This window comes from Pseudomonas sp. NFPP24 (assembly GCF_900112095.1).
Taxonomy (GTDB): domain Bacteria; phylum Pseudomonadota; class Gammaproteobacteria; order Pseudomonadales; family Pseudomonadaceae; genus Aquipseudomonas; species Aquipseudomonas extremorientalis.
The window spans coordinates 232,520-252,168 of the sequence record NZ_FOKD01000009.1; the positions used below are offsets into that span (position 1 = coordinate 232,520).

The window sequence follows — 19,649 nt, forward strand, 5'->3', positions numbered from 1 at the left end:
TGGAGGGCCTTTGATGACAAACCTGCTGACTCCCATCCAAGCCGCACTCGATCTACCGCCCACGCCGCTGACCAGCACCGAAGCCGGCGCCCTGCCCTCGGCCTTTGCCGTCACCGACCTGGCCGTTGCCAGTATCGGTGCGGCCGGCCAGGCCGTGGCCCAGCTGATCCAGCAACAGACCGGGCGCCTTCCCGGCGTCAGCGTAGACCGGCGACTCGCGTCCTTCTGGTTCTCGTCTTCGATTCGTCCGGTAGGCTGGGAGACGCCGCCGCTGTGGGACCCGGTGGCCGGTGACTACGCCAGCGCCGATGGCTGGATTCGCCTGCACACCAACGCACCCCACCACCGCGCCGCCGCCGAACGGGTACTGGGCAAGGTGGCTGATCGCATCGCGATGGCCAACAAAGTTGCCACTTGGAATACCGCCGAACTGGAACAGGCGATTGTCGATGAAGGCGGTTGCGCCGCGCAGATGCGTACCTGGCAAGCCTGGCAAACCCACCCTCAGGGCCTGGCCGTCAATGCCGAGGCCCTGGTGCAGCGCCAGACCTTTGCAACCTCCGTCAAAAAGCCCTGGCTCGGCTCGGTGGCGCGGCCGCTGGCGGGCCTCAAGGTGCTGGACCTGACCCGCGTGCTGGCCGGCCCGGTGGCCAGCCGCTTCCTCGCAGGGTTGGGTGCGGATGTATTGCGTATCGACTCGCCGACCTGGAACGAACCCGGCGTGGTGCCGGAAATGACCCTGGGCAAACGCTGCGCCCGCCTGGACTTGAAAAGCGCCCAAGACCGCGAGGTTTTCGAACGCCTGCTCACGGACGCCGACATTGTGTTCCACGGTTACCGTGCCGACGCCCTGGAACAACTGGGCTACAGCGCCAGTGAACTGCAAACCCTCGCCCCCGGCCTGATCGACGTGAGCCTCAACGCCTACGGCTGGAGCGGCCCGTGGCGCAATCGCCGGGGTTTCGACAGCCTGGTGCAGATGAGCAGCGGGATTGCCGCCGCGGGCATGGCCTGGAAACAAGCGGACAAACCGGTGCCGCTGCCATTGCAGGCGCTGGATCACGCCACCGGGTATTTGATGGCGGCCAGTGCGATTCAGGCACTCAGTGAGCGATTGAAATCCGGCCGTGGTGGGTCGGCGCTGTTGTCGCTGGCGCGTACGGCGAAGTTGCTGGTGGACGCCGGACAAGTGCCGGAGCAGCCGGCGTTGCGGGCCGAGCAACCGAGCGATCAAGGCCTGGTAGTGGAACAGACGGCCTGGGGCCAGGCGCATCGATTGTTGCCGCCGGTGACTATCAGCGGCACGCCGTTGCAGTGGGATCTGCCGGCTGGGGAACTGGGTTCACACCGAGCGCAGTGGTGACTCGACTATCGCCATCGGGGGCAAGCCACTTCCCACATCTTGACCACATTCCAAAGGATGTACTCGGTCAAGTGTTGGAGCTGGCTTGCCTGCGATGAGGCCAGTACAGGCAACATCAATCTAAGCGCTGCAACGACGTCCAGAGATGCTGCGCTGCATACGCCCGCAACGGCCGCCACGCCTCGGCCCGCGCCAGCAACTGCCGCGCCGACACCGGCCCTCCTTCCAGTGCCGCCAACGCATTGATCAACCCGATATCCCCCGACGCAAATGCATCCGCCTCACGCATCTGGCGCATGGCGATGTACTGCGCGGTCCAGTCGCCAATCCCCGGCAACGCCACCAAGCGCGCCACACCTTCCTTGAGGCTGGCCTTGGGTTCGAACACCTCAGGGTCATCCAGGAGCGCCTGCGCGACACCGGACAAGGTCCGCCCACGCGCCTTCGGCATGCCCAAGGTGGCCAGGTCCGCCGCCGCCAGCACCTCGGGCGCGGGGAACACATGGGTGATACCGGCGTACGGCGTCTCAAGCAGTTGGCCATACTGCGCCACCAACTTGCCCGCCAGGCGAATCGCCGCCACCACCGTAATCTGCTGGCCCAGCACTGCACGAATCGCCAACTCCAGGCCGTCCCAGGTGCCCGGCACACGCAGGCCGGGACGGGCCGCAACCAGCTGAGCCATCAAGGGATCAGTCGCCAGTTGAGCGCTGATCCGTTGAGGTTGGGCGTCCAGATCAAACATGTTGCGCACGCGCCGCTCGATCTCGGGCAGCGCCGCCTCCGGAAAATCCACCGCGACGTCCAGCCAGTCACCCGCGCCCGGCGCGACGCTGAGCCAGCCATGCCGGCCACCCACGCTGATGCTGCGCCGGTAAACGCCGGCCTCGACGGTCTCCATACCCGTAATTGCCCGCGCCGCCAGAAAACCCACCATCGCCGTCCAATCATAAGGCGGCTGATACGTCAGCCTCACAACGACAATACCCCACTGTACAGCCCATACGCCGCCAGCCCCGCGCCGGTGATCACACAGCTGAAAATGCCTTTTTCCATGTGGGTAAACAAGGGCTGGCGCTGCTCACGCTTGGCGAGGGCAAACAGTATCACCCCCGGCGCATACAACAGCGCCGACAGCAGCAGGTACTTCAAGCCCCCGGCGTAGAGCAGCCACACGGCGTAGCCGAGTGCAATCAGGCCCACCAGCAAGTCCTTCAAGCGCTGGCCGTGGGCATCTTCGTAGGTTTCGCCGCGCCCGCTCAATAACACGGCATACGCCGCCGACCACAGGTAGGGCACCAGGATCATCGACGAGGCCAGGTAAATCAGGGTGGTGTAGGTGCTGTGGGAAAACAGCGTGATCACCAGGAACACTTGGATCATCACATTGGTCAGCCACAGCGCGTTGACCGGCACCTGGTTGGCGTTTTCCTTTTTCAGGAACGCCGGCATGGTCTTGTCATGGGCCGTGGCGTAGAGGATTTCCGCACAGAGCAGCGCCCAGGACAACAAGGCGCCGAGCAGTGACACCGCCAGGCCGATGCTGATCGCCATCGCCCCCCAGGGGCCGACGATATGCTCCAGCACACCGGCCAGGGACGGGTTTTGCAATTGCGCGAGTTCCGGCTGGCTCATGATGCCCAGGGACAACACATTCACCAGCACCAGCAGGGCCAGCACGCCCAGAAAACCGATCACCGTGGCGCGGCCCACGTCCGAGCGTTTCTCGGCCCGCGCCGAGTACACACTGGCGCCCTCGATGCCGATAAACACAAACACGGTGACCAGCATCATGTTGCGCACCTGGTCCACCACGTTGCCCATATTCGGGTTGCCCAGGCCCCAGATATCGCGAGTGAAGATATCCGCCTTGAACGCTACGGCGGCGATCACGATAAACATCAGCAACGGCACGATCTTCGCCACCGTGGTGATCTGGTTGATGAACGCTGCCTCCTTGATCCCGCGCAGCACCAGGAAATGCACGGCCCACAGCAACAATGATGCGCAGCCGATGGCCACCGGCGTGTTGCCCTGGCCGAACACCGGGAAAAAGTAGCCGAGGGTACTGAATAGCAACACGAAGTAACCGACGTTGCCCATCCACGCGCTGATCCAGTAGCCCCAGGCCGACGAGAACCCCATGTAGTCACCGAACCCGGCCTTGGCGTAGGCATACACGCCCGAATCCAGTTCGGGCTTGCGATTGGCCAGGGTCTGGAACACGAAGGCCAGGGTCAGCATGCCGACCGCGGTGATCGCCCAGCCGATCAACACGGCCCCCACCTCGGCGCGTGCGGCCATGTTTTGCGGCAAGGAAAAAATCCCGCCGCCGATCATCGACCCCACCACCAAGGCAATCAGGGCACCAAGACGCAGTTTCTGGGCCGGTTGAGACATGAACACTCCTGAATGAACTGCAACTTGAGCTGACAACCGTGCACTCGGCTAATTAACTCAGCGAGTGTAGCGGTTATTAGTGAAGGCGATAAAACAGACGAGCTCATAACACAATGGCATGTCAGGTCGTCCCGTTCAGGCGTATTTAGAATTTAAATACGCCTGGGTCTGAGACTTCGTAAAACATCGTTCAAAAAGTTTGCACATTCAGGAATACGGACTAGCTTCAAACGTCCATAGACTTGGCCAAATGATTAATCAAAAAGGGATAGATGGCTCTGCGCCAAGCTTTCCCGAGGATTTGCATCGCCCACGAACTTCTACCCTAAGTCATTAATTCACAATGGAATGTGCCAATGAAGTGATCTGAGTCAGCTGTTTGATTAGCGCACGGATTTATTCTGTGGTCTCTCTTCTCCTGCATTGGAGTTATGCGATGTCTGAATCTCCCGGAAAACTACGACTCGGCGCACTGGTTGCACTTGTCGTGGGCTCGATGATTGGCGGCGGGATCTTTTCACTGCCGCAAAACATGGCCGCCAGTGCCGATGTTGGCGCGGTATTGATTGGTTGGGTAATTACCGCCATCGGCATGTTGACCCTCGCTTTTGTGTTCCAGACCCTCGCCAACCGCAAGCCCGACCTCGACGGTGGCGTGTACGCCTACGCCAAGGCGGGTTTCGGCGATTACATGGGTTTCTCGTCCGCCTGGGGTTACTGGATCAGTGCGTGGCTGGGCAACGTGGGTTACTTCGTGTTGCTGTTCAGCACCCTGGGTTACTTCTTCCCCATTTTCGGCGAAGGCAACACGCCGGCTGCGGTGATCGGTGCCTCGGTGCTGCTGTGGGCCGTGCATTTCCTGGTGCTGCGCGGGATCAAGGAAGCGGCGTTCATCAACCTGGTGACCACCGTCGCCAAGGTCGTGCCGCTGGTGCTGTTCGTGCTGATCGCGCTGTTCGCATTCAAGCTGGACATCTTCACCGCCGACATCTGGGGCGTGAAAAACCCCGACCTGGGCAGTGTGATGAACCAGGTGCGCAACATGATGCTGGTCACCGTGTGGGTGTTCATCGGCATCGAAGGCGCGAGCATCTTCTCGTCCCGTGCGGAAAAACGCTCCGACGTGGGCAAGGCCACCGTGATCGGCTTTATCACCGTGCTGCTGTTCCTGATGCTGGTGAACGTGCTGTCCCTGGGGATCATGACCCAACCGGAACTGGCCAAGCTGCAGAACCCGTCGATGGCCGCCGTGCTGGAGCATGTGGTGGGCCACTGGGGCGCGGTGCTGATCAGCGTCGGCTTGATCATCTCGCTGCTGGGGGCGCTGCTGTCGTGGGTGCTGCTGTGTGCGGAGATCATGTTCGCCGCAGCCAAGGACCACACCATGCCGGAGTTCCTGCGCAAGGAGAACGCCAATCACGTACCGGCCAACGCCCTGTGGCTGACCAACGCCATGGTGCAGATATTCCTGGTGATCACGCTGTTTTCCGCCAGCACCTACCTGTCGCTGATCTACCTCGCCACCTCGATGATCCTGGTGCCCTACCTGTGGTCGGCGGCATACGCGTTGCTGCTGGCGGTACGCGGCGAGACTTACGAAAACGCCATTGCCGAGCGCAAGAAAGACCTGTTCATCGGCGCTATCGCGCTGGTCTATGCGGTCTGGCTGCTTTACGCCGGCGGCGTCAAATACCTGCTGCTTTCCGCCCTGCTGTATGCCCCCGGCGTGATCCTGTTCGCCAAGGCCAAGCATGAACTGGGCAAACCGATTTTCACCAACGTCGAGAAGCTGATTTTCGCCGCGGTAGTCATTGGCGCCCTGGTGGCTGCCTATGGCCTCTACGACGGCTTCCTGACTCTGTAATTCTGACTGGAGGATCTGTAATGACCACGGAAAAAGTGAAGTACGGCGTACATTCCGAAGCCGGCAAACTGCGCAAAGTCATGGTGTGCTCCCCAGGTTTGGCCCACCAGCGGCTGACCCCCAACAACTGCGATGAACTGCTGTTCGATGACGTGCTGTGGGTGGCCCAGGCCAAGCGCGACCACTTCGACTTCGTCACCAAGATGCGCGAGCGGGATATTGATGTGCTGGAAATGCACAACCTGCTCACCGACATCGTCGCCATCCCCGAAGCATTGGACTGGATCCTGGAGCGCAAGATCACCGCCAACACGGTTGGCCTCGGTCTGGTCGATGAAGTCGGCTCCTGGCTGCGCAGCCTGGAGCCGCGCAAAATCAGCGAGTACCTGATTGGCGGCGTGTCGGCCGACGACCTGCCGAGCAGCTTCGGCGGCAAGACCATCGAGATGTTCCGCGACTTCCTCGGGCATTCGAGCTTCATCCTGCCGCCGCTGCCCAACACCCAGTTCACCCGCGACACCACCTGCTGGATCTACGGCGGCGTGACGCTGAACCCGATGTACTGGCCGGCGCGACGCCAGGAAACCCTGCTGGCCTCGGCCATCTATAAATTCCACCCCGAGTTCACCAACGCGGACTTCCAGATCTGGTACGGCGACCCCGACCAGGAGCACGGCGCCTCCACCCTGGAAGGCGGCGACGTGATGCCGATCGGCAACGGCGTGGTACTGATCGGCATGGGCGAGCGCTCATCCCACCAGGCCATCGGCCAACTGGCGCGCAACCTGTTCAAGAACAAGGCCGTGGAGCGCGTGATTGTCGCCGGCCTGCCGAAATCCCGCGCGGCGATGCACCTGGACACCGTGTTCAGCTTCTGCGACCGCGACCTGGTGACCGTCTTCCCCGAAGTGGTCAACCAGATCGTGCCGTTCACCCTGCGCCCGGATGAGAGCAAGCCGCACGGCATCGACATCCAACGCGAGAAAACCAACTTCCTCGAAACCGTGGCCGCAGCCCTCAACCTCAAGGCACTGCGCGTGGTCGAGACCGGCGGCAACAGCTTCGCCGCCGAGCGCGAACAGTGGGATGACGGTAACAACGTGGTGGCCGTGGAGCCTGGCGTGGTGATCGGTTACGACCGCAATACCTACACCAACACCCTGCTGCGCAAGGCCGGCGTGGAAGTCATCACCATCAGCGCCGGTGAACTCGGCCGCGGGCGTGGCGGCGGCCACTGCATGACCTGCCCGATCATCCGCGACCCTATCGACTATTAAGGAGATTCCATCATGGCTTTCAATATGCGCAACCGCAGCCTGCTGTCGCTGATGCACCACACCACCCGCGAACTGCACTACCTGCTGGACCTTTCACGCGACCTCAAGCGCGCCAAATACACCGGCACCGAGCGTCCGCACCTGCAGGGCAAGAACATCGCGCTGATCTTCGAAAAAACCTCGACCCGCACCCGCTGCGCGTTCGAAGTCGCGGCCCATGACCAGGGCGCCCACGTCACCTACATCGACCCGGTGTCGTCGCAGATCGGCCACAAGGAAAGCATGAAAGACACCGCCCGCGTGCTCGGCCGCATGTTTGATGCGATCGAGTACCGTGGCTTCGAGCAGGAAATCGTCGAAGAGCTGGCCAAGTTCGCCGGCGTGCCGGTGTTCAACGGCCTCACTGCCGAATTCCACCCGACCCAAATGATCGCCGACACCCTGACCATGCGCGAGCACAGCGACAAGCCGCTGCATGACATCAGCTACGCCTACCTCGGTGACGCGCGCTACAACATGGGCAATTCGCTGTTGATGATCGGCGCCAAGCTGGGCATGGACGTGCGCATCGGCGCACCGAAAGCGCTGTGGCCGCACGCGGACTTCATCAAGCAATGCCAGGCGTTTGCCGAAGAAAGTGGCGCACGCATCACCATCACCGAAGACCCGAAGGAAGCAGTGAAAGGCGTGGACTTCATCCACACCGATATCTGGGTCTCCATGGGCGAGCCGGTGGAAGCGTGGGACGAGCGCATCGAGCAACTGCTGCCGTACCAGGTCAACGCCAAGATGATGAAAGCCTCGGGCAACCCACGGGTGAAATTCATGCACTGCCTGCCTGCGTTTCACAACAGCGAAACCAAGGTGGGCAAGGACATCGCCGCGCGGTACCCGAACCTGGCCAATGGCGTGGAGGTGACTGAAGAGGTGTTCGAGTCGCCGGCCAACATCGCGTTCGAGCAGGCGGAAAACCGCATGCATACCATCAAGGCGATTCTGGTGTCGGCTCTCGCAGATATCTAAACCTCTAGTTGGCAATGAGGACAAATGTGGGAGCCGGGCTTGCCCGCGATGCAGGCACCTCGGTCTTTCAAGAAGGCTGCAGTGATGCTATCGCAGGCAAGCCAGCTCCCACATTGACCGCGCTCCGTCATCAGAACTTTCAGAAGGACATTTTGTATGCGCATCGTCGTAGCCCTGGGCGGCAACGCCCTCCTGCGCCGTGGTGAACCCATGACCGCGGACAACCAGCGCTCCAATATCCGCATCGCCACCGAACAGATCGCCAAGATCCATGCCGGCAACGAGCTGGTGATCGCCCACGGCAATGGCCCGCAGGTCGGCCTGCTGTCGTTGCAGGCGGCGGCCTACACCCAGGTGTCACCGTACCCGCTGGACGTGCTCGGCGCCGAGACCGAAGGCATGATCGGCTACATCATCGAACAGGAACTGGGCAACCTGCTGGACTTCGAGGTGCCCTTCGCTACCCTGCTCACCCAAGTGGAAGTGGACGCCAAGGACCCTGCCTTCAAGAACCCGACCAAGCCCATCGGCCCGGTGTACTCCAAGGCCGAAGCGGAGAAACTCGCCGCCGAAAAAGGCTGGGCCATTGCGCCGGATGGTGACAAGTACCGTCGCGTTGTTGCCAGCCCACGGCCTAAACGCATTTTTGAAATCCGCCCGATCAAGTGGCTGCTGGAAAAAAGCGCTATCGTGATCTGCGCCGGCGGCGGCGGCATCCCGACGATGTATGGCGAAGACGGCAAGCTGCGCGGGATTGAGGCCGTGATCGACAAGGACCTGTGTTCCTCGCTGCTGGCCTCGCAACTGGACGCCGATTTGCTGGTGATCGCCACCGACGTCAACGCGGCCTTCATCGACTACGGCAAGCCGACCCAGAAAGCCATCGGCCAGGCCCATCCCGACGAAATGGAAAAGCTCGGCTTCGCCGCCGGTTCCATGGGCCCCAAGGTGCAAGCGGCCTGCGAGTTCGCCCGCAAGACTGGCAAAACCGCCGTCATCGGTTCACTCTCGGACATCGAAGCCATCGTCCAGGGCAGCGCCGGCACCCGCATCAGCACGGCAACACCTGGCATCACCTATCTGTGAAGTAGAGGAGAGACGCCTATGGCCACCTTTGAACCCGGTCACTTGCATGTTGAACGTCACGCACTGAATGCCCAGGACTACAGCTACAACCTGTGCATCGACTACGAAGTCAGCCAGGACCCAAAGGAGGGCAAGGGCATGCTGTTCAAGCTGCATGGCTCGGTGCAGGGCAAGGACCTCAAGGAAGAGTTCTTCCTGCCCAAGGACCAGGCGTTCGACTTTGCGCGGCATGCGATGAACATCGCGCAGAAGTATGGGATGCCGAAGGTCGCGGTATTGAACGGCTCGATGCACAAGCAGTACGACCTGATGTTCGAGGATGTGCGGCATCAATTGGATGTGAAGGCCGGGGACCCGATCAAACCCGAACACCTGGAATAAAGGACACTCAGCTTCAACGGTGGGAGGCGGCTTGCCCCCTCCCACATTTTGATCTCCAACATCTGCAAGGCATACTTGCCGCCTCCAGCTCCCCAGAATCGTTAGCGCCCCATGCGTATCCACGTCAGCTTCATCGACCGCGTCGGCATTACCCAGGAAGTCCTGGCCCTGCTCGGTGGGCGCAATCTCAATCTGGATGCGGTGGAGATGGTGCCGCCCAACGTCTACATCGACGCGCCGACCCTCAGCGCCGATGTGCTCGAAGAACTGCGCGACGCGCTGTTCAGCGTGCACGGCGTGCAGGCGGTGACCGTGGTGGACATCCTCCCCGGCCAACGCCGTCACCTGCAACTCGACGCCCTGCTGGCCGCCATGACCGACCCGGTGCTGGCGCTGGACAGCGCGGGCAAGATCCTGCTCGCGAACCCGGCGCTGATCGCCCTGTATGGCCGCGAACCGGCCGGCGAAAGCATCAGCGCACTGTTCAACGACCCTACGCTGCTGGACACCTTGCTGGAACAGGGCTTTCGCTTGCCGCTGCGCGAGATCAGCGTCAACGGTCAGACCCTGCTGCTGGACGCCACGCCGATCACTGACGCGGGCGCCCTGCTCACCCTCTACCAACCCAACCGCATCGGTGAACAACTGTCGGCGCTGCACCATGATCATGCGGAGGGCTTTGACGCGCTGCTTGGCGAGTCGCCGGTGATCCGCACCCTAAAGGCGCGCGCGCAGCGCGTGGCGGCGTTGGATGCGCCGCTGTTGATCCAGGGTGAGACCGGCACCGGTAAAGAATTGGTGGCGCGTGCCTGTCACGCCATCAGTGCACGTCACAGTGCGCCGTTCCTGGCCTTGAACTGCGCGGCGCTGCCGGAAAACCTCGCCGAGAGTGAACTGTTCGGCTATGCGCCCGGCGCCTTTACCGGCGCGCAGCGCGGTGGCAAGCCGGGGCTGATGGAACTGGCCAACCAGGGCACGGTGTTCCTCGATGAGATCGGCGAGATGTCGCCGTACTTGCAGGCCAAGCTGCTGCGTTTTCTCAATGACGGCAGCTTCCGGCGTGTCGGTGGCGACCGTGAAGTGAAGGTCAATGTGCGCATCCTCAGCGCCACCCACCGCGACCTGGAGAAGATGGTCAGCGAAGGCACCTTCCGCGAAGACCTGTTCTACCGCCTCAACGTGCTCAACGTCGAAGTACCGCCCCTGCGCGCACGCGGCCAGGACATCCTGTTGCTGGCCCGCTATTTCATGCAGCAGGCCTGTGCGCAGATCCAGCGCCCGGTCTGCCGCCTGGCGCCCGGCACTTACCCGGCGCTGCTGGGCAACCGCTGGCCGGGCAACGTACGCCAGTTGCAGAACGTGATCTTCCGCGCCGCAGCGATCTGCGAAAGTAGCCTGGTGGACATCGGCGACCTCGACATCGCTGGCACCTCGGTGGCGCGCCAGAGCGACGGCGAAATCGACAGCCTGGAACAGGCGGTGGAAGACTTCGAGCGCAACCTGCTGGAAACCCTCTACACCAGCTACCCCTCGACTCGCCAACTGGCCAGCCGCTTGCAGACTTCCCATACGGCGATTGCCCATCGTCTGCGCAAGTACGGCATTCCCACCGGCAAGCCCTGACTGGCTGGGTCGATAGAGGTCAAATGTGGGAGGAGGCCTGCCCCCTCCCACATTGGCACCATTCCAAACGTTGACCGCATTACAGATTTTGGTCTGAGAACGACATCCGCTGTACTGAAAGCGCTACAGCGTAACGATATCGCTACAACCCTGTTTTTTACGCGCCATGCAAGGCTTTGATCCACATAGGCTTTTTTTCACAGGCCCAACTGTAGCGAAATCGATACAGCCAACATGCATATCCTCATAACCGATTTTATCAAGCTATTGATTTACAACGGTTTAATCACGTTGGCCGCGATATTGCTAAGCAACTCCTCATTATTCCAATCCCGTCCACCAGACGAATCTGGCCCTGAGGAGTTTCCATGAGCGAGTTGCGTTTCACTGAAGATCACGAATGGCTGCGCGCCGAAGCCGACGGCAGCGTCACCGTGGGTATCACCGCTTTTGCGCAGAACGCGCTGGGTGATGTGGTTTTCGTGCAACTGCCGGAGTTGCAGGCCTACGACAAGGGCGCCGAAGCGTCCACCGTGGAATCGGTCAAGGCCGCCAGCGGCGTGTACATGCCGCTGGACGGGGAAGTCCTCGAAGTGAACGACAAGCTTGACGGCAGCCCGGAACTGGTCAACGAAGACCCGATGGGCGAAGGTTGGTTCTTCCGCTTTAAACCGGCCGATGCCGGGGCAGTCGCTAAACTGTTGGATCAGGACGCGTACGATCGCCTGATCAAAGCCAACGCTGAAGCTTGAGGAGCGCGCCATGACCGTTAATCTCACCACCGCCAACGAATTCATCGCCCGCCATATCGGCCCGCGCCACGAAGACGAGCAACAGATGCTCGCCAGCCTGGGCTTTGACTCCCTGGAAGCCCTGAGCGCCAGCGTGATCCCGGAAAGCATCAAGGGCACCAGCGTGCTCGGCCTGGAAGACGGCCTCAGCGAAGCCGAGGCCCTGGCCAAGATCAAGGCCATCGCCGGCAAGAACCAACTGTTCAAGACCTACATCGGCCAGGGCTACTACAACTGCCACACGCCGTCGCCGATCCTGCGCAACCTCCTGGAAAACCCGGCCTGGTACACCGCCTACACCCCGTACCAGCCCGAAATCTCCCAAGGCCGCCTGGAAGCGCTGCTGAACTTCCAGACCCTGATCAGCGACCTCACCGGCCTGCCGATCGCCAATGCCTCCCTGCTCGACGAAGCCACCGCCGCCGCCGAAGCCATGACCTTCTGCAAGCGCCTGAGCAAGAACAAGAGCAGCAACGCCTTCTTCGCCTCGATCCACAGCCACCCGCAGACCCTCGACGTGCTGCGCACCCGTGCCGAACCGCTGGGCATCGACGTGGTCGTCGGCGATGAGCGTGAACTGACCGACGTCAGCCCATTCTTCGGCGCCCTGCTGCAATACCCGGCCAGCAACGGCGACGTGTTCGACTACCGCGAACTGACCGAGCGCTTCCACGCCGCCAATGCCCTGGTGGCCGTGGCCGCCGACCTGCTGGCCCTGACCCTGCTGACCCCACCGGGTGAGTTCGGCGCCGACGTGGCCATCGGCAGCGCGCAACGCTTCGGCGTGCCGCTGGGCTTTGGTGGCCCGCACGCGGCGTACTTCTCAACCAAGGATGCGTTCAAGCGCGACATGCCGGGCCGTCTGGTCGGCGTGTCCGTCGACCGTTTCGGCAAGCCGGCCCTGCGCCTGGCCATGCAGACCCGTGAGCAACATATCCGTCGCGAGAAAGCCACGTCGAACATCTGCACCGCCCAGGTACTGCTGGCCAACATCGCCAGCATGTACGCCGTGTACCACGGCCCCAAGGGCCTGACCCAGATCGCGCGGCGTGTGCACCAGCTGACGGCGATCCTGGCCAAGGGCTTGACCGCCCTGGGCCTGACCGTCGAACAAGCCAACTTCTTCGATACCATTACCCTGAATACTGGCGCCAACACTGCCGCCCTGCACGACAAGGCCCGCGCACAAAACATCAACCTGCGCGTGGTGGATGCCGAGCGCCTGGGTATTTCGGTTGACGAAACCACCACCCAGGCCGATATCGAAGCCCTGTGGTCGATCTTCGCCGACGGCAAGTCCCTGCCGGCCTTCAACGCCAGCGTAGACAGCACCCTGCCTGCCGCCCTGCTGCGCCAGTCGCCTGTGCTCAGCCACCCGGTGTTCAACCGCTATCACTCGGAAACCGAGCTGATGCGCTACCTGCGCAAACTGGCCGACAAGGACCTGGCGCTGGACCGCACCATGATCCCGCTGGGCTCGTGCACCATGAAACTCAACGCCGCCAGCGAAATGATCCCGGTGACCTGGGCCGAATTCGGTGCCCTGCACCCATTCGCCCCGGCCGAACAAAGCGCCGGCTACCTGCAATTGACGTCCGAGCTGGAAGCCATGCTGTGCGCGGCCACCGGCTACGACGCGATCTCGCTGCAACCGAACGCCGGTTCCCAAGGTGAGTACGCCGGCCTCCTGGCCATTCGCGCCTACCACCAGAGCCGTGGCGAGGAACGTCGCGACATCTGCCTGATCCCGTCATCGGCCCACGGCACCAACCCGGCGACCGCCAACATGGCCGGCATGCGCGTGGTCGTCACCGCGTGCGACGCACGTGGCAACGTCGACATCGAAGACCTGCGCGCCAAGGCCATCGAGCACCGCGAGCACCTTGCGGCCTTGATGATCACCTACCCGTCCACCCACGGCGTGTTCGAAGAAGGCATCCGCGAAATCTGCGGCATCATTCACGACAACGGCGGCCAGGTGTACATCGACGGTGCCAACATGAACGCCATGGTCGGCCTGTGCGCCCCGGGCAAGTTCGGCGGCGACGTGTCCCACCTGAACCTGCACAAGACCTTCTGCATCCCCCACGGCGGTGGCGGCCCGGGCGTCGGCCCGATTGGCGTCAAGTCGCACCTCACGCCGTTCCTGCCCGGCCACGCGGCCATGGAACGCAAGGAAGGCGCGGTGTGCGCCGCGCCGTTCGGCAGCGCGAGCATCCTGCCGATCACCTGGATGTACATCAGCATGATGGGCGGCGCAGGCCTCAAGCGCGCTTCGCAATTGGCGATCCTGAATGCCAACTACATTTCCCGTCGCCTGGAAGAGCACTACCCGGTGCTGTACACCGGCAGCAACGGCCTGGTGGCCCACGAATGCATCCTGGATCTGCGCCCGCTGAAGGACAGCAGCGGCATCAGTGTGGATGACGTGGCCAAGCGCCTGATCGACTTCGGCTTCCATGCGCCGACCATGTCGTTCCCAGTGGCCGGCACCTTGATGATCGAGCCGACCGAAAGCGAATCCAAGGAGGAATTGGACCGTTTCTGCAACGCCATGATCGCCATCCGCGAAGAAATCCGCGCAGTGGAGAACGGCACGCTGGACAAGGACGACAACCCGCTGAAAAACGCACCCCACACCGCAGCTGAACTGGTAAGTGAGTGGACCCACCCCTACACCCGCGAACAGGCGGTGTATCCAGTGCCATCGTTGATCGAAGGCAAGTACTGGCCGCCGGTGGGGCGTGTCGACAACGTGTTTGGTGACCGTAATCTGGTGTGTGCGTGCCCGTCGATCGAGAGCTACGCATAACCAAAGGATGCATTGGGTACAAATGTGGGACGGGGCTTGCCCCCGATTGCGGTGCATCAGCCACAGATAAGCTGACTGACACACTGTCATCGGGGGCAAGCCCCCTCCCACACTAGATCGAGTCAACTTTCAGAAAATAATAAGAAACCGGAGAACAACCATGTCCCTTAGCGTGTTCGACCTGTTCAAGATTGGCATTGGCCCCTCCAGCTCCCACACCGTCGGCCCGATGCGTGCGGCCGCTCGATTCGTCGAGGGTCTCAAGCGTGACCACCTGCTGGGCGCCACCACCTGCGTCAAGGTGGAACTCTATGGGTCGCTGGGCGCCACCGGCAAAGGCCACGGCAGCGACAAAGCCGTGTTGCTGGGCCTGGAAGGCGAACACCCGGACACCGTGAATACCGAAACCGTGGCAACACGCCTGGCGCAGATGCGCAAGGACGGCCACCTGAATCTGCTCGGTGAACACCGCATTGCGTTCAACGAGAAAGAACACCTGGCGATGATTCGCAAACCCCTCGCCTACCATCCCAACGGCATGATTTTCCGTGCCTTCGACGCCGCCAACATCCAGATTCGCAGCCGCGAGTACTACTCGGTGGGCGGCGGTTTTGTGGTGGATGAGGACGCCGCCGGTGCCGACCGGATTGTCGAAGACGCCACACCCCTGACCTTCCCGTTCAAGCACGCCAAGGACTTGCTGAGCCATTGCACCACCTATGGGCTGTCCATCAGCCAGGTGATGCTGACCAATGAAAGCGCCTGGCGCCCGGAAGCGGAAACCCGCGCCGGCCTGCTGAAGATCTGGCAGGTGATGCAGGAATGCGTGGACGCCGGTTGCCGCAACGAAGGGATTCTGCCCGGTGGATTGAAGGTCAAGCGTCGCGCGGCGGCCCTGCATCGCCAGTTGTGCAAGAACCCGGAGTCGGCGTTGCGCGATCCGTTGTCGGTGCTCGATTGGGTCAACCTCTACGCCCTGGCGGTCAATGAAGAAAACGCCAACGGCGGGCGCGTGGTCACGGCGCCCACCAATGGTGCGGCCGGGATTGTGCCGGCGGTGCTGCATTACTACATGCGCTTCATTCCCGGCGCGAATGAGGATGGCGTAGTGCGCTTCCTGCTCACGGCGGCCGCCATCGGCATTCTGTACAAGGAAAACGCCTCGATCTCCGGCGCCGAAGTCGGCTGCCAGGGCGAGGTCGGCGTGGCCTGTTCCATGGCCGCCGGTGCGTTGTGCGAAGTGTTGGGCGGCAGCGTGTCCCAGGTGGAAAACGCCGCCGAAATCGGCATGGAACACAACCTCGGCCTGACCTGCGACCCGATTGGCGGACTGGTGCAGGTGCCCTGCATCGAGCGTAACGCCATGGGCTCGGTCAAGGCGATCAACGCAGTGCGCATGGCCTTGCGCGGCGATGGGCAGCACTTTGTGTCCCTCGATAAAGTGATCCGCACCATGCGCCAGACCGGCGCCGACATGAAAAGCAAATACAAGGAAACCGCCCGCGGCGGTTTGGCGGTCAACATTATCGAGTGCTGACGCCTAACAGCGCGCCAGCACGTTTTTCAGGAGCTGAATATGTCCACCGAAACCCTGTTGAAAACCCCTCTGCACGCCCTGCACCTCGAACTGGGCGCACGCATGGTGCCCTTCGCCGGCTACGACATGCCGGTGCAATACCCACTGGGCGTGATGAAGGAACACCTGCACACCCGTGATCAAGCCGGTTTGTTCGACGTGTCCCACATGGGCCAGATCCGCCTCACCGGTGCCAACGCTGCCAAGGCCCTGGAAACCCTGGTGCCGGTCGACATCATCGACCTGCCGGTGGGCATGCAGCGCTACGCGATGTTCACTAATGAGCAGGGCGGCATTCTCGATGACCTGATGGTGGCGAACCTGGGTAACGACGAACTGTTCCTGGTGGTCAATGCCGCCTGCAAGGATCAGGACCTCGCGCACCTGCGCCAACACATCGGCGACCAGTGCACCATCGAGCCGCTCTTCGAAGAGCGTGCGTTACTGGCGCTGCAGGGCCCGGCCGCGGTCAAGGTGCTGGCGCGCCTGGCACCGGAAGTCACCAAGATGACCTTCATGCAATTCGCCGCCCTGCGCCTGCTGGGCGTGGACTGCTATGTCAGCCGTTCGGGCTATACCGGTGAAGACGGCTTCGAAATCTCCGTACCTGCGGCCAATGCCGAAAGCCTGGCGCGCAGCCTGCTGGCCGAGACCGAAGTACAGGCCATCGGCCTGGGTGCCCGCGATTCGTTGCGCCTGGAAGCCGGCTTGTGCCTCTACGGCCACGACATGAACACCGACACCACCCCCATCGAGGCCAGCCTGTTGTGGGCTATCTCGAAGGCCCGCCGTGCCGACGGTGCACGTGCCGGTGGCTTCCCTGGCGCCGACCAGATCTTCACCCAGCAGCAAACCGGCGTGAGCCGCAAACGTGTAGGCCTGCTGCCACAGGAGCGCACACCCGTGCGTGAAGGCGCGGAAATTGTCGACGCAGACGGCACCGTGATCGGCAGTGTGTGCAGCGGTGGTTTCGGCCCGACCCTCGGCGGCCCGCTCGCCATGGGTTACCTGGACAGCGCTTTTATTGCACTGGATACCGAAGTCTCTGCGCTGGTGCGTGGGAAAAAGGTGCCACTTCGTGTAAGTAAAATGCCATTTGTGCCACAACGTTACTATCGTGGCTGATTGACTGTTTCTATAAGTAACGAGGTTGCGTTAACGTGCACTAATCTGTAACGCAACCGCCATAAAACAGTGCACTTCCGATAGTCTTTTATAGAGGGTTCAACCTATAACAAGTGACCAACTCTATCGAATAAGTCAGTTCCACACTGTTCAACCAAGTGTCATGAGCCCCAGCAAAACCTGGGCTTTTGGCAGGGCTTGTTTTTTCTCTATTAGTTGGCGTAGAGTTTGCCCACTGTGTTTGCATGGGTCGCTTGGAACCTGGACCTGGGCAGTAGCTGAAGAAGTCCGCTACAACCCGTTCGACGTCTCTTACTTTCCTGCAACCCAGCCCAGTACTCTTTCATGCGAAAGGGGCTGTCATTAATTTTTAGCGTCAAGGAAATAAGAAAATGGCTGAACGTCAGAGCGGTACCGTCAAGTGGTTTAACGACGAGAAAGGGTTTGGTTTTATCACTCCAGAAAGCGGTCCGGATCTGTTCGTGCATTTCCGCGCTATTCAGGGCAACGGCTTCAAGAGCCTGAAAGAAGGCCAGAAAGTGACATTCGTTGCTGTGCAAGGCCAGAAGGGCATGCAGGCTGACGAAGTACAAGCAGAAAACCACTGAGTTCTTCTGCGACAAAAAGCCCCTGATGGTGACATCAGGGGCTTTTTTATGTGCATTTGCTCGTAAAATGGCTTTTTTTCATAAGAGAGCCCTGCCATGTCGAAACCCCTGCTGAGCCCGCAAGGCGAATTCCCCGCCGTTGGCCTGGGCCGTCGCCTGGCAGCGATGTTCTATGATTTCCTGCTATGCACCGCACTGCTGATCGTCACCGCGTTTATCTACAAGCTGATCTGGATCGCGTTTGTCGGTGAAGCCAGGATGCGCACCCTCACCGAATCCGGCGCGCTGGACGGCGACCCGTTGCTGTCGACGATCCTGTTGTTTGTGCTGTTCGGCTTCTTCGCCAAGTTCTGGACTCATTCCGGCCAGACCCTGGGCATGCAGGTGTGGGGCGTACGCGTGCAGAACGCTGACGGCTCGCGGATCAGCCTGTGGCAGGCGTTGCTGCGCTTCGTGGTGTCGATTGCGTCGTGGTTGTGCGTAGGGCTGGGGTTTATCTGGTCGCTGTTTGATAAGCGCAAACGCAGCTGGCATGACATCTATTCCGACAGCCAGCTGGTTCGTATCCCCAAACAGAAAAAGTAGCGACTCAGGCGTTACCCGCCAGCTTCAAGCGCGCGGCCTGGGTAAAGTCCAACATGCGCTTGAGCGGACGCACAGCCTGCGGGATCACCGAAGGCTCGACGAATATCTCGTTACTGCCTTCACGCAGGCACTGCAACGTGCGCTCCAGCGTGTTCATTGCCATCCATGGACAATGCGCGCAACTGCGGCACGCCGCACCATTGCCGGCGGTAGGCGCCTCGACGAAGACCTTGTCCGGGCACAGTTGCTGCATCTTGTAGAAGATGCCGCGGTCGGTCGCGACGATAAAGGTTTTATTCGGCAGGCGTTGGGCCGCGGCAATCAGCTGGCTGGTCGAGCCTACGGCATCCGCCAGTTCGATCACCGATGTCGGCGATTCCGGATGCACCAGGATGGCCGCATCCGGGTACAGCGCTTTCATGTCTTCCAACTGCTTGGATTTGAATTCTTCGTGGACGATGCAGGCGCCGTCCCATAGCAGCATATCTGCACCGGTCTGGCGCTGGATGTAAGTGCCCAGGTGTTTGTCCGGCCCCCAGATGATCGTCTCGCCGTTGTCCATCAGGCTTTCGACGATTTCCAGCGCGCAGCTTGACGTCACCACCCAATCCGCCCGGGCTTTGACCGCCGCCGAGGTGTTGGCATACACCACCACGGTGCGTTCGGGATGCTGATCGCAGAACGCCGAGAACTCATCGACGGGGCAGCCCAGGTCCAGGGAGCAGGTGGCCTCCAGGGTGGGCATGAGGATACGTTTTTCAGGGGTGAGGATCTTGGCGGTCTCGCCCATGAAACGCACACCGGCGACCAACACGGTCTTGGCCGGGTGAGCGGCGCCGAAGCGCGCCATTTCCAGGGAGTCAGAGACACAGCCACCGGTTTCTTCGGCCAGGGCCTGGATCACCGGGTCACAGTAGAAGTGGGCAACCAGCACCGCATCCTGAGCCTTGAGCTCGGCGGCGATGGCAGTGCGCAGGCTCGCCTCTTCATCGGCGCTGAGGGCCTTGGGCTGCTTGGCGTCGAGGTGGGCTTGAACCAGAAGGCGTTCGGAAATTTGCGTCATGTTCGCAAGACCTGCAGGCGCAGTTGCGCGAAAGTCGAGTGTACCACCGGCTCTGGAGCCCTTCGGGCGCCG

The 19,649-nt window shown here is 61.6% G+C and carries 16 protein-coding genes; 13 read left to right on the plus strand and 3 right to left on the minus strand.

All coding sequences use genetic code 11. The annotated features are described in order from the left end of the window. Positions 1–13: 13 nt before the first annotated feature. Positions 14–1,363, plus strand: coding sequence for a CoA transferase (locus tag BM026_RS20715; RefSeq protein ID WP_093529902.1), 1,350 nt, complete (start codon positions 14–16; stop codon positions 1,361–1,363). A 115-nt stretch (positions 1,364–1,478) separates the two neighbouring features. On the opposite strand, the gene BM026_RS20720 is transcribed toward BM026_RS20715, so the two are convergent. Beyond that, positions 1,479–2,339, minus strand: a complete 861-nt coding sequence (locus BM026_RS20720; protein WP_093529904.1) for a DNA-3-methyladenine glycosylase family protein — start codon at positions 2,337–2,339, stop codon at positions 1,479–1,481. Further along, the gene (arcD, locus tag BM026_RS20725; RefSeq protein WP_071489408.1) at positions 2,336–3,763 is read right to left on the minus strand and encodes an arginine-ornithine antiporter; all 1,428 of its coding nucleotides are present in this window, start codon (positions 3,761–3,763) and stop codon (positions 2,336–2,338) included. Before arcD (BM026_RS20725) ends, BM026_RS20720 begins: the two co-directional genes overlap by 4 nt. Before the next feature lie 436 nt (positions 3,764–4,199). Between arcD (BM026_RS20725) and arcD (BM026_RS20730) the strand changes: the two genes are divergently transcribed. From arcD (BM026_RS20730) to BM026_RS20785, 12 genes are all read left to right on the plus strand, one after another. Next, a complete protein-coding gene (gene arcD, locus BM026_RS20730) occupies positions 4,200–5,627 on the plus strand; it encodes an arginine-ornithine antiporter (RefSeq protein WP_071489407.1) in 1,428 nt (475 codons plus the stop codon). A 20-nt stretch (positions 5,628–5,647) separates the two neighbouring features. Then, on the plus strand, positions 5,648–6,904 hold the full coding sequence (gene arcA, locus BM026_RS20735) for an arginine deiminase (protein ID WP_071489406.1): 1,257 nt from the start codon (positions 5,648–5,650) through the stop codon (positions 6,902–6,904). Between the two features lie 12 nt (positions 6,905–6,916). Continuing rightward, positions 6,917–7,927: an ornithine carbamoyltransferase gene (locus BM026_RS20740; protein WP_058423254.1), complete on the plus strand. Its 1,011-nt coding sequence runs from the start codon at positions 6,917–6,919 to the stop codon at positions 7,925–7,927. Positions 7,928–8,083: 156 nt separating this feature from the next. Next, a complete protein-coding gene (gene arcC / locus BM026_RS20745; protein WP_071489405.1) occupies positions 8,084–9,013 on the plus strand; it encodes a carbamate kinase in 930 nt (309 codons plus the stop codon). An 18-nt stretch (positions 9,014–9,031) separates the two neighbouring features. Then, positions 9,032–9,394, plus strand: coding sequence for a DUF5064 family protein (locus BM026_RS20750; RefSeq protein WP_058423256.1), 363 nt, complete (start codon positions 9,032–9,034; stop codon positions 9,392–9,394). 111 nt (positions 9,395–9,505) lie between these two features. After that, positions 9,506–11,017: a sigma-54-dependent transcriptional regulator gene (locus BM026_RS20755; protein ID WP_093125254.1), complete on the plus strand. Its 1,512-nt coding sequence runs from the start codon at positions 9,506–9,508 to the stop codon at positions 11,015–11,017. Positions 11,018–11,385: 368 nt separating this feature from the next. Further along, positions 11,386–11,769 carry a glycine cleavage system protein GcvH gene (gcvH, locus tag BM026_RS20760; protein ID WP_010208126.1) on the plus strand — a complete coding sequence of 128 codons (384 nt, stop codon included), beginning with the start codon at positions 11,386–11,388 and terminating at the stop codon, positions 11,767–11,769. 10 nt (positions 11,770–11,779) lie between these two features. Further along, on the plus strand, positions 11,780–14,620 hold the full coding sequence (gene gcvP / locus BM026_RS20765; protein WP_093529906.1) for an aminomethyl-transferring glycine dehydrogenase: 2,841 nt from the start codon (positions 11,780–11,782) through the stop codon (positions 14,618–14,620). A 160-nt stretch (positions 14,621–14,780) separates the two neighbouring features. Next, complete coding sequence (locus tag BM026_RS20770) at positions 14,781–16,157, plus strand: L-serine ammonia-lyase (protein ID WP_092246892.1); 1,377 nt, start codon at positions 14,781–14,783, stop codon at positions 16,155–16,157. 39 nt (positions 16,158–16,196) lie between these two features. Next, positions 16,197–17,321: a glycine cleavage system aminomethyltransferase GcvT gene (gene gcvT / locus BM026_RS20775; protein WP_093125244.1), complete on the plus strand. Its 1,125-nt coding sequence runs from the start codon at positions 16,197–16,199 to the stop codon at positions 17,319–17,321. A 392-nt stretch (positions 17,322–17,713) separates the two neighbouring features. Next, a complete protein-coding gene (locus tag BM026_RS20780; RefSeq protein ID WP_071496541.1) occupies positions 17,714–17,929 on the plus strand; it encodes a cold-shock protein in 216 nt (71 codons plus the stop codon). Positions 17,930–18,025: 96 nt separating this feature from the next. After that, the gene (locus BM026_RS20785) at positions 18,026–18,514 is read left to right on the plus strand and encodes an RDD family protein (protein WP_071489399.1); all 489 of its coding nucleotides are present in this window, start codon (positions 18,026–18,028) and stop codon (positions 18,512–18,514) included. A 4-nt stretch (positions 18,515–18,518) separates the two neighbouring features. Here BM026_RS20785 and nadA read toward each other — a convergent pair whose 3' ends face one another. Beyond that, positions 18,519–19,577 carry a quinolinate synthase NadA gene (gene nadA / locus BM026_RS20790; RefSeq protein WP_060754176.1) on the minus strand — a complete coding sequence of 353 codons (1,059 nt, stop codon included), beginning with the start codon at positions 19,575–19,577 and terminating at the stop codon, positions 18,519–18,521. Between the last annotated feature and the right edge of the window lie 72 nt (positions 19,578–19,649).